The 12,331-nt window shown below is 48.4% G+C and carries 11 protein-coding genes; 4 read left to right on the forward strand and 7 right to left on the reverse strand.

Annotation, left to right across the window (positions count from 1 at the left end; genetic code table 11):
* Positions 1-80: 80 nt before the first annotated feature.
* The 4 genes from O3C58_03455 (at position 81) to O3C58_03470 (ending at position 5,689) form a co-directional block, all read left to right on the forward strand.
* The gene (locus O3C58_03455) at positions 81-1,697 is read left to right on the forward strand and encodes a hypothetical protein (GenBank protein MDA0690918.1); all 1,617 of its coding nucleotides are present in this window, start codon (positions 81-83) and stop codon (positions 1,695-1,697) included.
* Between the two features lie 8 nt (positions 1,698-1,705).
* Positions 1,706-3,163, forward strand: a complete 1,458-nt coding sequence (locus O3C58_03460; GenBank protein MDA0690919.1) for an AAA family ATPase — start codon at positions 1,706-1,708, stop codon at positions 3,161-3,163.
* 10 nt (positions 3,164-3,173) lie between these two features.
* The gene (locus O3C58_03465) at positions 3,174-4,823 is read left to right on the forward strand and encodes a tetratricopeptide repeat protein (protein ID MDA0690920.1); all 1,650 of its coding nucleotides are present in this window, start codon (positions 3,174-3,176) and stop codon (positions 4,821-4,823) included.
* A 197-nt stretch (positions 4,824-5,020) separates the two neighbouring features.
* Positions 5,021-5,689 carry a DUF502 domain-containing protein gene (locus tag O3C58_03470; protein MDA0690921.1) on the forward strand — a complete coding sequence of 223 codons (669 nt, stop codon included), beginning with the start codon at positions 5,021-5,023 and terminating at the stop codon, positions 5,687-5,689.
* Between the two features lie 37 nt (positions 5,690-5,726).
* Here the strand turns inward: O3C58_03470 and O3C58_03475 are convergent, their stop codons facing one another.
* From O3C58_03475 to flgC, 7 genes are read right to left on the reverse strand one after another with little or no spacing between them, the layout of a single operon-like run.
* Positions 5,727-6,362, reverse strand: a complete 636-nt coding sequence (locus O3C58_03475) for a hypothetical protein (protein MDA0690922.1) — start codon at positions 6,360-6,362, stop codon at positions 5,727-5,729.
* Positions 6,359-6,793: a flagellar export protein FliJ gene (gene fliJ / locus O3C58_03480; protein MDA0690923.1), complete on the reverse strand. Its 435-nt coding sequence runs from the start codon at positions 6,791-6,793 to the stop codon at positions 6,359-6,361. Before fliJ ends, O3C58_03475 begins: the two co-directional genes overlap by 4 nt.
* A 2-nt stretch (positions 6,794-6,795) precedes the next feature.
* Positions 6,796-8,118, reverse strand: a complete 1,323-nt coding sequence (gene fliI, locus O3C58_03485; protein MDA0690924.1) for a flagellar protein export ATPase FliI — start codon at positions 8,116-8,118, stop codon at positions 6,796-6,798.
* 8 nt (positions 8,119-8,126) lie between these two features.
* Positions 8,127-9,005, reverse strand: coding sequence for a FliH/SctL family protein (locus O3C58_03490; protein ID MDA0690925.1), 879 nt, complete (start codon positions 9,003-9,005; stop codon positions 8,127-8,129).
* The gene (gene fliG / locus O3C58_03495; protein ID MDA0690926.1) at positions 8,998-10,008 is read right to left on the reverse strand and encodes a flagellar motor switch protein FliG; all 1,011 of its coding nucleotides are present in this window, start codon (positions 10,006-10,008) and stop codon (positions 8,998-9,000) included. The genes O3C58_03490 and fliG overlap by 8 nt, the downstream gene beginning before the upstream one ends.
* Positions 10,009-10,025: 17 nt before the next feature.
* Positions 10,026-11,615, reverse strand: coding sequence for a flagellar basal-body MS-ring/collar protein FliF (gene fliF, locus O3C58_03500; protein MDA0690927.1), 1,590 nt, complete (start codon positions 11,613-11,615; stop codon positions 10,026-10,028).
* A 35-nt stretch (positions 11,616-11,650) separates the two neighbouring features.
* Positions 11,651-12,088: a flagellar basal body rod protein FlgC gene (flgC, locus tag O3C58_03505; protein ID MDA0690928.1), complete on the reverse strand. Its 438-nt coding sequence runs from the start codon at positions 12,086-12,088 to the stop codon at positions 11,651-11,653.
* Positions 12,089-12,331: the final 243 nt, after the last annotated feature.

Consider the following 12,331-nt stretch of genomic DNA (forward strand, 5'->3'; position numbering starts at 1 on the left):
TTTATTGGACTTACACCCGGTTTCGCGTTATATTAAATTCAGATAACTTTATTATAATTTCTATTAATTCAATGAGATTCATGGGCTTCCAATCCTGTCCAGTCAATCTAAAACACTGGGTCGTCCTTTTTTCCGTATTGATTGCTTCCTGTGCTTCGCAGGAGGGGCTACGGGAAGAAAATGCCGAGCCTCGTCTTGAAAACCTGGTGGAAGTTCAGCCAGCGCCATCCTCCCGACCACTCAAAGCCAAAGAGGATAAGGTTCTGCTGGAATTAACGCTTTCTCAAACGGAGCTGGTTCCCAAAAAGCCGCGCGACAAAGGACCGCGATTTTCGTTGTCCGCTGAAGAGGCGGATGTCAAAACCATCTTGTTCTCCATTTCCAGGGAGATCGATCAAAACATCATGATCGACCCTGTCATCTCCAAAAAAGTGACCTTGAACCTTAAAGAGGTGACCTTGAAGGAAATGCTGGATCATGTGCTTCTTCCTTTGAATTTAATGTATGAAGTGGATGAAAAGTTTATTCGGGTGGTTCCGCTGGAAATGCAGACCCGGATATTTCGTTTGAACTATCTTATTTCCAAACGGGAAAGTTTGGGCAATTTGCAGGCTTCTTTGGGGTCTGGAACCTATGAGGCCCGGCAACTGGGAGTGCGTGCTTCCAGCCAGGTTATTTCCTCGGAAGAAACCGACCTGTGGCAAGAGATTGCCCTGGGACTACAGAAAATGGTTGCTGACGAGCGACCTGAAAAAACGTTCGAAACTTCGCCGCCGATGGGCGAGCAATCTGCAGGCAGAGCCTGGTTTTCAGTTAACAAACAGGCCGGGGTGCTGGTCGTAAAAGCCTTCCCTGAGGTTTTGCTGCAAGTGGCAGAGTTTTTGGAAGAGGTGGAAGGTTCTGTTCAGCGCCAGGTACTCATTCAGGCCCGAATCATAAAGGTGGCGCTCAAGGATGAATTTCCTCGGGGAATTGATTGGAACCAGTTAACTTCACTCAATGCGTCCGAGCTAAAAGCAGGCCCTGCATCTGATTCTCGCGGATACTTATATGGAAATCATGAGGAGCGGGTGGATGAAATGCTGGAAGCGCTCGCTTTGCAAGGAGATGTTAGTGTCCTGGCCAGTCCCCAGATTACCGCTTTGAACAATCAACGGGCGGTCATTCGCGTGGGAACCGAAGATACGATTTTTGTCCCGAGCCCAGCGCAGTCTATCGCCGAAGGCGAGGCCGCCTATATTTCACGGCCGATCACTCTGGGCGTCGTCCTCGATGTCGTTCCGCAGATAAACGTCAATGGCAACGTGATCATGAGTGTCCATGCCAACGTCAGCAAAAAAGCGGGTGAGAGAGTTTCCCCCGACGGATTGAACCGAGTGCCGGTTGTCGATATTCGGGAATCCAACAATGTTGTGATGGCACGCAATGGCCAGACCGTTGTTATCGGCGGGTTGCTGGGAAGGGTGAAAGAACCCAGAGAAACGTCTACTGCCCTGGAACAGATTCCCCTCTTCGGGGAAATGTTTCACGAAGATTTGACGACTTATGAAAAATCTGAACTGCTGATACTTTTAACCCCCCAGATCATGGTTGGGGATGCGATTGATGATCGCTTACGCATTGAGGAGAAACGATTGCAGCGATTCGGGGTGACCCGGCAGTCGCATAAAATGAAAACCTCTTTGGAAGGAAAGTAAATCAGGTCATGTACGAAAACTTTTATCGATTTAATGAAAAGCCCTTCAGTCTGACCCCGGACCCCAGGTTTCTCTTTTTGAGCAAACACCATCAGGGAGCCCTCGACCATATGCTCTATGGGATCAGCCAACGGGAAGGTTTTATGGCTATCGTCGGCGATGTGGGGACGGGTAAAACCACCCTTTGCCGTTGTTTGCTGGACAGGCTCGATAATAATATTCAGGTGGCTCTCATTCTCAACCCCATGCTTTCGGACATGGATTTGTTGAGAACCTGTGTTCACGACCTGGAAGTAAAGCCAATATCGGTGTTTTCTGAAAAAATGGTTTCTGGGAATCCTTCCCTGGAGGTGGATTTCAGCGAAGAAGTCGATATGAACTGGGTCAACCGTGCTTCTAAAAAGGAACTGCTCGATGCTTTGAACACCTTCCTCCTGGAACAGCACCGGGCCGGAGGCTCTACGGTTTTGATTATTGACGAAGCCCAGAATCTGCCTCTGGATGTGATGGAACAACTGCGGATTTTATCGAATTTGGAAACGGAAAAAGAGAAGCTCCTGCAAATTATTTTTGTGGGACAACTGGAACTGAATGACAAATTAAAGTCTCCAGAATTGAAGCAACTCAATCAGCGCATATCCATACGATATGAAATCAGGCCCCTGTCGCCGGAAGAAACGGTTCGCTACATCAACCATCGGTTGTTAGTGGCCGGAGCGGGTTCCCGTGTGTCCTTCAAGTCGTCGGCGGTCAAGGAAATTTTTAAATACTCCCAGGGTTACCCCCGGTTGATCAACCTGGTGTGCGACCGCGCGCTTCTCAGCGGATACAACGATCAGGTGGATATTATTGATCGGCCTCAGGTCAATCAGGGAATCAAGAGCCTTTTGGGAGAAGACGAGAAGAATTATTACCGTGAACATTTTATCCGGTTTCGTTTGCCGGTGATTGTATCCGCTTTATTTTTTCTTGCCGGCCTGGCATTTTTTGTTTTTGCCCAGATGGGAATCGACTGGAGATCCGAATTCAGACATCTCAAAACCAAACTTGGGATGGCGCAATCTCTGTCCAAAAAGGAAATACCTCTCAGGAGGGGTTCTTCGGATTTGGAGAGCGAGGCTCCAATGGCGGCGAGGGATCAACAGGGGGTGCTTGGAAATAAAGCGGCAGATTCTGAGAAAACTCCAGCGCTGGAACCGACCCAAACCGATGGAACGGAAGAGGTCGGGAACTACCGGATTCAGCTTTATTCTTTACAGGAAGTGTCTGAAGCCAAAGAAGAAGTGCGAAAACTCAGAGAAGAAGGTTATAAGGCCTATTGGAAAAAGGCGGTGACGGGAGATCAGGCCTGGTATATGGTCTATGTCGGACCCTATAAAGAAGCCCCGTCGGCCAGGATTCATGTGGACGCGTTAAAATTTTCAGGGCGGAATCCGATTCTTTTATCCGTTTCCAAGTCCCCTTAAGGAGTCCACCGTGAGTCTGATCGCTGACAGCCTTAAAAAGGCCGTTAAAGAAAAATCTGTCCCTCGATGGGACCCCAGCCAGGAAGTCAACCTGGTAGGGAAAAGAGATCATTTGAAACATCCCGGCCTCTGGTTGGTTTTTCGAATCGGTCTGTTAATCATTCTTCCAACCGCAATTTTAGTGTATCTGATTGCCACCGGTGTGTTTGATTTTAATAAGCGGCAAATTTCCAAAACATCCGATTTCAGGGCACCCTCTTTGCCGGAGGAAGCCAAAGCTCCATCCAGTGTCCCTCTCAAAAGTCTCAATGAGAAAAGTTTGCAGGCTCCGGCGCCTGCACAAAAGCAGGTGGTGAAAGAGCCGCCCGTTCTGGAGAAAAAGGCGGCCCCTCCTGAGGCGCCCCATTCTCAAGAGAAAATCGAAACCGTTACTAAAAAGATTCTGCCTTCCTACCCTCCAAAGAAAAAAAAGGAAACGGTGGTTTCTTCACCTTCTCCCGTATTGAAACCCGAAATTTCTGAGGCTCCCAAGACCCCTGTGAAGTTAACGGAGAAAAAAGTTGCGACCGTTGTGCCTCCTGAGGCTCCAGCAACAGGGTTGGGTGAAGGGGCGGTGGTTCCTGAGGTTCTCCCGGCGCTGAACGCCGTAGAGGGGGAAAAACCGCAACCTGAAATTGCGAAAATACCGGAAACTCCTTTAAAATCTGCCGGAGAAGAGGCGGTCAGAGTTTCTCCGCCAGAGCCTCTAGCGCAACCGTTGGTCGAGATGCCTCCGGTTTTGAAGGGAAAGGCGGAGGTTCCCGAAGTGCCTTCGGCACCGAAACCCGTTGAGGAAAAAATCCCGCAACCGGAAATTGCACAAAAACCAGAAATTTCATCCAAAGCTGCGAAAGAACCGTTCCTGGAGGAAATCCAATCGTCGCTCAGTCCCACGATACCTGCAATAGTTTCCGTCGAGAAAGTGGAGAAACGCCCCAACCTGAACATTGAAGTACAAAAAGATAAACGGCAAGTTGCTTCTTTACCTTCTCCCGTGTTGACACCTGAAATAATCAGAACCGACCCGTCAATTCAAGACAACGTTTTTCAAAACAGCGATTTTTATTTCAACCGAGCCATCTTTTTCCAACAGGCCAAAGACTGGCAAAAAGCTCTGGATAATTACGTAAAAGCAGAAAAACTGGACCCAAACAACCCTGATACTTACAACAACAAAGGGGTCATTTATAAAGAATTGAGAGAGTACGATAAGGCGCTTGATGAATTTCTCAGGGCGATCTTCCTCGACCCCAATTATGCCAAGGCTTACAACAACATCGGCGTTGTCTATTTCATGCAAAAAAATTATGCAGAAGGAGTCAGGAACTACCTGAAGGCAATCGACCTCAATCCCAGCAATTTAGAAGCGTTCAACAATCTTGCGATTATCTATAAAAAGCAGAAGGACTTGGAAAAGGCCAGGGCGGTATTAAACAGGGCTCTTGCCATGGACCCGGATCACCCCGGCACCAATTATAACCTGGCTGTGCTTTATGAAGAGAATAAAGAGATCACCCCGGCCCTGCACTATTACCGGCGGTTTATCGAACTGGGGCGCATCAGTTACCCTGCCCTCGTTATCCAGGTGAAAACGCATGTGGAAACCCTGAAGCCACAGTAGAGGGATCGCTTTTTACAGACATTTTCAAGTCTCCCGACGCATTCCTGTATAGCTTATAGCCTCTTGACAGGGTAAAGCCTACCAACGTTGATCGTAAATGATGTATCCTTAAGGGAAAGTTATTTTAACAGGAGGGCCGGTATCTTTTTTATACCAGAGTCCCTGTCTGAAGCAGTGTTTATTTCTCAACCGGATTTATGAAAAAACTAAGAAAAGCGATTAAGAAAAATTTGATTGCCGGACTGTTGGTGACGGTTCCCGCCGCTCTGACTTACCTGGTGCTGGCCTTTGTTATAAGAAATGTAGACAAGGCGATGGACCCTGTCCTCACCCGAGTGTTTGGTCCGACCGGGCTTAAATGGATGGAAGAGTATCATTTCCCCGGGGCGGGTTTTATACTTCTGGTGTTATTCATAGTTATGGTGGGCTTGATTGGCACCAATTTTTTCGGGAAAAAAATTCTGGCTCTCAGTGAGCGCGTTTTGCACAACATTCCGTTTGTTCGGGTGATTTATACCAGTATCAAAAAAGTGGTGCATACGATTTCAGAGACTGAGACGGCTTCATTTCAAAAAATGGTTTTGCTGACCTATCCACGGCCACCCTTAAAAGCTCTTGGAATTGTGAGTGGGAAAACTAAAGGGGAAATTTACGAAAAGAGTTACGAAGAGGCTCTCAACGTTTTTGTTCCCACGTCCCCAAATCCTACGACGGGGTTTCTTTTAATGGTGGCGAAAAAAGATCTGATTTTTTTGGAGATGTCCGTCGAGGAGGGGTTGAAAATGATCATTTCCTTTGGCATGGTGAAGTCCGATCAAGACCAACCAAAGGTGAAGAAGAAGGATGAAATCGCGGAAAGTGCCTAAAAAAACTTTCGCCGGATTATTTTCTTTTTCAGCAGGGTCATTTTTGGGGTGGGATTTTTCTCTGACCGGCTAATTTTTCGCTGATATTCTTGGCCACTGTGACATCCAGCTTGCTGAAAACCTTGCCTGCGATCTTGCTTTTCATTCCCGCAAGAATCTGAATGGCGAGGTCTTCATTGAGGGCTTCAAGGAGAGTCGCCGCTTCCTGAGGCTTCATGGAGGAATAAGCTTTTATAAGCCCGTCAACATTTTTCTTGATCAGGTTTTTCTGGATGCCGATTTGTTCCTGGCTTCTGGTGATGGCGTCGTTAATTTTTTTTAGATCCTGGCCAATCTTCTGTTCCAGAGTTTGCAGCCGTTGCTCCTTCAATGCGATTTCAGCTTCCCGTTGTTTAAGATCCCGGTTTTTTTTCTCAATCATTTCGATCATGCGAAACGTTTCCGGATTGACGCCAGGGACAGGACCGGGCAGGGAAACTTTTTCCGGGGTGGTTTCCTGCTCCCCGGTTTTATCCGTCGGCAATTCTGTTTGCGAGTCTGTGGCCTCTTTCTGAGCGAAAGCAGGGGATACCAGGTTTTCGAACAGTCCAGCGCCGCCGACAGCAAGCAAAAAAAACAGGGCCAGGCTCAAAAAAACAAGGTTTAATTTAAGAGTCTTATATTTTGTCATCATGAATTGAGCCGCCACATGTTGGTGCCGGTTTCGTTATTCAACGCGATCTCGGTTTTTTGTTGCTTCTTTTTAAAAGCCGCTTGTTCCCTTTCCTTGAGAATTTCCATCGTGCGCCGTTTCATCATGGATTGGATCAGATCATTTTTTTTCAGATTTAATTTTTCACTGATTTCGGAGATCACCTTTTCCTGTCGCGCCTTTTCCCGCTTCACTCCGTCGAAAAAATTGTTATATAAAATCATCTGATCGATATTCATGCCTTGATTCGATGTTTGGTTCAGGTCCTTTTTTCTCTCTTCCGCGATCCCTTCCATGAACTGCAAACGGTCCCTCTGATTTTGCATGTGGGTGTTGATCACTCCCAGTTCTTTTTTCAGCAGGTTTTCTCGCTCTTTATGAATTTTGAGGACAGTTTCGAATCGGAATTTCAAGATCAGTTCTCCACAATCGCCTGTAATTGAGCAATGCTCTGGGTTAAATCAACTTTTTCATCAATCCCCTGGCGCAGAAACTGGTTCATTTGATCGACCTTGGCAATGGCCAGGTCAATTTTAGCATTGCTTCCCCGTGTATACGCGCCAATATTTATAAGATCCTCCGCCTCGCGGTAGGTGGCGAGAATATCGTTGAATTTCATGGTGAGGTCGTGATGTTGCTTGGAAACCACCTCTATCATCAAGCGGCTGATGCTGTTTAAGATGTCTATGGCGGGGTAATGATTATGTGAGGCTAGTTCGCGGCTGAGAACAATATGTCCGTCGAGAATGGCCCGCACCGCATCGGAAATCGGTTCATTCAAGTCGTCCCCCTCTACCAGCACCGTGTAAAGACCGGTTATTGTCCCCTTCCCGGTGCTGGTTCCCGCCCTTTCCAGAAGTTTGGGCAACATGGAAAATACAGAGGGTGTGTACCCTCGCGTCATGGGCGGTTCGCCGACAGAAAGCCCAATTTCCCTTTGGGCCATGGCAAACCGGGTCACGGAGTCCATCATCAGCATAACGTCATTGCCCTGATCCCGAAAAAATTCGGCGATGGTCGTGGCAATGTAAGCGCCCCGGAGGCGGACCAATGGCGGCTGGTCGGAAGCGGCGGCCACCACTACTGACTTTGCCAGCCCTTCGGGCCCCAGGTTTTCTTCGATAAATTCTTTCACTTCCCGTCCCCGTTCACCAATCAAGGCGATGACGTTTATTTCAGCGCTGGTATTTCTGGCAATCATTCCCATCAATACCGACTTTCCCACCCCTGTGCCCGCTAAAATACCAATTCTCTGTCCCTTGGCGCAGGTGAGCAGTCCGTTAATCGAGCGAATGCCGACGTCCAGAGGCTCCTGAATCCGGCTTCTATGGAGAGGGTTTAAGGGCACTCCCATCAAAGGGTATTCCATATTGGGGGGAATGGGACCTTTACCGTCCAAGGGGCGTCCATTCCCATCGATGATACGCCCGATTAATTTAGGGCTCACATTGACGGTGGGGTATTCGTCCGCCGATTCGATGATACTTCCCGGCTGGACACCAATGAGTTCACCTAGCGGCATGAGCAAGGTGTGGTTGTCGCGAAATCCCACGACCTGCGCTTCTACCGGAGGCCGGTTGTTCCCAGGGTAAATGGTGCAGATGCTTCCCACCGATGCAGCCGGACCGTTCCCCTCCAGAATAAGCCCTATGATGCGATCGACCCTTCCGGTTTTCCTGACGAAAGAAGTGTTTTCAATGAAGGACTGGTATTTTTTCAGATCAATGGTTTCTTCCATAACGGTTTTTAGGACGGGGAATCCATTGAGTTGTCCTCGGAGTTGTTTTCTGTATTATTTTCCAATGGGTCTTCTGATTTATTTTCTGTTTTGACTTCTGTTTTAACTTCCTCTGGGGCAGGAGGAGCGAGGTGCAGAATTTTATCGATTTGTTCGCCGAGCTTGTCCATTCGGGCATCCACCGTGCCAAAATTGGTTTCAATGATGCAACCGCCGCGCTCAATGCCAGTGTTGGATTCAAAGGAAATATTTTTGATTTCGCCAAACAAATGCTGTAGCTCCGGGCAAAAATTTTCGGCGTGTTCTTTATCCGCAGGATTTATCTTGATGGTCATGGATTCCTTGTCCAACACCGCTTGTACCGCCAGTCGAATCATCTCCTGAACGCTGTCCTCTTTTGTGGACAGTTCAAAGTGAATGACTTTTTTTACCAGCGCGACCACCATTTCGATCATCTCCCGTTCCATTTTGGGATACATCTTTTTACGAAACTCGCTCAGCTCCTGGATGATATTTTCGGTGGTTTCCAGAACAGGTTTAAATTCTTCCCTGGCATCCAGTTCGCCTTTCTGGAATCCTTCAGCATGTCCTTTTTCACGAGCTTCCTTTTCAGCCGTTTCGCGGATTTCTACCGCTTGAATTTTCACCTTATTGAGGGCGTCCCGGACAACTTCAATAACACCCTGCCTGGCTCGATCGACATTTTGAGCATCAAAATTGGTGGCTTCTTTAGAATCGTAAATAAAGTCTTTTGGTGTTTTCTTATTTTTTGGAATCAGTTCGTGAAGTTCAAACTTCTTGGCATGATCCCCTGAAGGGGCAGAAGATGTTTCCTTTTCTTCGGAAGGAAGGTAGCTACGGGTAAAATTTTTAGAGTTTTTATACAAGTTCCTCGCCTGAGCCTCCGCCGACAGATATTTTGCCTTCTTCTTCCAGTTTTTTGCACACGCCGACGATCTTTGACTGGGTTTTTTCCACCTCGCTGATCTTCGTGGGCCCCATGGATTCGAGATCTTCTCGTATCATCAAAGCCGCCCGCTCCGACATATTATTTAACCATTTATCCTTGAGCGCATCGCTGGCGGTTTTTAGAGAAATCAGCAAATCCTCATTATTGACTTCTTTCAAGATCAATTGAATGCCCTGGTCGTCGATTTTTAGAATATCCTCATAGGTGAACCGGAGATTACGGATTTCATTGGCCATGTCCGGGTCAACTTCGTCCATGGCGGACAGAATGGAGGTTTCCGTGGCCCGATCCAGCGCTCCCATGATGTGAGCGGCGCTTTCCAGCCCCCCCAGTTTGCTTCCGGAAACCGCACCCGAGGCTCGAAATTCATTTTGTAGCGCTTCATCCAGTTCACGGAGAATGCTCGGAGAGACCCGCTCAAGCGATGCCAGACGGTGGACGATTTCCATGCGATTTTCTTCCGGCAGTTCGCGGATGGTTTGACTTGCCATTGGAGTGTCCAAATGGGCTATTATGATCGCCGCCGTTTGTGGATGCTCGTTGACTAAAAAAGCGGCTATGGTTCGGGGTTCCAGCATGCGCACTGTTTCCAGGCCGCCGCCCATTTCGTCGCCAGGGGTGGTTATATTATTGAGAATTTCCATCGCTTTCGCCGGGTCGAGGGCTTTCATCAAAGCGGACTTTAAAAAATCCATCCTGGCGATTCCAAGCCCTCCGGTGCCGGCATCCACGCTGTCATAAAATTCTTTGGTGACGGCATCCATGGATGGCATGTCCACATCTCCGAGGGAAGATATGTAGTTACCAATCATCTGGATTTCCCGTTCATCCATATTTTCCAGAATGGGAACGGCGTTTTCTTCTCCCAGGGACATCAGGAGAATGGCGGCTTTTTCGGGGCCGGTGAATTGTCTAGCCATGAGAGTGCCTTAATATATTAGGATGCCGGGCTTTTATCTTTGAGCCATTTGCGAATGATGCTGGCGGTAAACTTGGGATCATTACCGGCGAATTCTGCGACCGCTTGCCGGATTTCTGCGGACTCATTGAGGACATTGCCCAGGCTTTTTTTCTCTTCCTCGACAGCGGCCATTTCAGTGGTCGTTAATTGGCCATGCTCTGGAACCACCTCAAGGGAAGTCGTCATCCAGTTGATAATGGGACGGATGACTCTTGTGAAAAATAAGAGAACGAAAAGAGCCCCTAAAACGTATTTAGCGACCTTGAACGCCAGATCTGCGGTTTCGGACTTGGCGAGTCTGCTTTCCTCATCCTGTTCAAAGCTCCGGTCGAACTGAACGTTTTCCAGCTGGATCTGGTCCCCGCGTTTTTCATCGTAGCCGATGGCGGATTTGACAATGGGCAGGTATTTTGCCATTTCTTCTGGGGTCCTGGGCTGGTATTGGGCAGGTTCCCCCGTGACGTTTCCATCAATGAGTACGGCGACGGACAATTTCTTTACGGTGCCGATGGGCTTGGAGATCTGCCTGACAATTTTGTTGATTTCATAATTGAAGGTTTGATTTTCCTTGTCGCGTTTTGCCCCTTGGCTTCCCGCAGCACCTCCACCTGTTCCGCCAGGGACTAGACTTTGGGCTCCAGGGACACCTCCCGGAGGCAGCGCCCCCAGGGTCGCTTCGGTCACGATTTGTTCGCTTCGAACCACCTGGGAATCCGGATCAAAAATTTCTTCCGTCCTCTCCACCACTTCAAAGTCGAGGTCGGCATTCACGCGGGCAATGACCTTGCCTTCTCCCAAGGCATTTTCCAGCATGCGAACGATGGTGTCCTGAATTTGTTTTTCAACCAGCATCTTGTGCTGATGATTGGTGGTGGTGCGGACGGCGCCGCTGGAACCTTGCTGGTCCCCGGATAAAATATTTCCTTTCAGATCGACGACCACGACATCCTGTGCGCTGATTCCTTCTACGCTGGCGGCAACAAGATGGACGATTCCCTGCGCCTGATCTCTGGTCACTGTTTTTCCAGCCTTGACCTTGATGGTGACGGAGGCTTTCCCACGCGGTTTTTCTTTAAGGAACAAGGTGTCTTTGGGAATTACCAAATGGACTCGCGCCTGTTCCACGGCATCCAGGGTCTTGATGGTGCGGCTCAATTCACCCTGGATGGCGCGTTGATAGTTGAGTTTCTGCATGAATTCCGTCATCCACAGAGTGCTGTCCTCAAAAATTTCCATGCCCACTTCTCCCCCTTCAGGCAGGCCTTCGCCGGCCAGCTTGAGGCGGATTTCATGCATGTCTTTGGACGGGACCCGAATGGTTTGCCCGCCTGCGGAAAGTTCGTAAGGAATTTTTTCTGTCTTCAGCCGCTCCACAATTTGGGCGGCATCCTGAGGGCTCAGTTTAGCGTAAAGAAGCTGGTAGTCAGGAGTCTGCACCCACAGGGACATGGCGAACAGGGAGGCGAAACCGGTGGCCACCAATGCAAAAACAGCAAATTTCTGTCCTTGGGGAAGAGCAGAAAATCGGTCGGTGAGCTGCTTGATAAATGTGGAAAATTTTTCCATGAATATTTCAGGTTATGTCGTGGACAGGTTAAGTCTTATCTTCCAAGTTCTATCGCGCGGAGCGCCATGGATTTTGCGGCGTTCATGGCGGTGACGTTGGCTTCAAAAGAACGTGTTGTAGTGACCATATCCACCATTTCGCTGATCAAGTCAATGTTTGGCATGGCGACATAGCCCTCCTTGTTCGCGTCTGGATGATTCGGATTGAAAACGGTCCTGGGTTCCGTTTGGTCACGAACCACCTGAGTGACCAGGACTTGATTCAGCGTATCTCCCAATTCATTTTTCAAAACTTCACCAAAACTATTCTCCAACGGCAGGGCGCTGACCACCACGCTCTTTTTCCGGTACGGACCCCCTTCAGGGGTGCGGGTGGTTTCTACATTGGCCAGGTTGCTGGAAATGGCTTCCATGCGTTGCCGCTGAACGTTCAGTCCGGAGGAACTGATCTGCATTGCTGTCAAAAAATCCATAGCCGATTCCTTCCAATATGTTAATGAGGTGAAGAATTCAATATGTTATGGCTTTGCTGATGAAATCTGTATGAAATATTAAGCAATTTTCATACCAAGTGCAGGTTTGTTACGTTTTAAAAAATGGGTTGAGGGAAAACTTTAAACTCTAATTTATCAATGAGTTTTTTCAGAATATTTGAAAATCTGGCGCGCGGTGTTGTACAGAGCCTCCAGGGTCATGGGAAAAAACTGTCATGGATT

This window comes from Nitrospinota bacterium, assembly GCA_027619975.1.
Taxonomy (GTDB): Bacteria; Nitrospinota; Nitrospinia; order Nitrospinales; family VA-1; genus JADFGI01.